Source organism: Micrococcus sp. EWR3.9.1, from assembly GCF_052615555.1.
Window position 1 is genome coordinate 1 of sequence record NZ_JBQXFD010000054.1, and the last position, 347, is coordinate 347.

Annotated in this window: 1 rRNA gene; it reads right to left on the reverse strand. The window is 58.2% G+C overall.

Annotated elements, in window-relative coordinates:
* Positions 1–50: 50 nt before the first annotated feature.
* Positions 51–167 (reverse strand): 5S ribosomal RNA (rrf, locus tag ACUJ8O_RS11540).
* Positions 168–347: the final 180 nt, after the last annotated feature.

Consider the following 347-nt stretch of genomic DNA (forward strand, 5'->3'; position numbering starts at 1 on the left):
AATGCGGGAAGGGCCTCGCACCAACAGTGCGAGGCCCTCCCTCAAAAAATGTCCGGCGGCGACCTACTCTCCCACAACCTCCCGGTTGCAGTACCATCGGCGCTGTGGGCCTTAGCTTCCGGGTTCGGAATGGAACCGGGCGTTTCCCCCACGCTATGACCGCCGTAACCCTAACCCCACACCACCACCCTCAACACGGGCAACAGCAGGGAAACCTACGGGTCACACAACAGTGACACTATTCAACTGAAACACCCCAACCATCCACCAACACATGGACAGCCGGTTGCAATCAGACAACCGCACAGTGGACGCGAACACCAACCCATCACCTTGAAGCAAGCAAT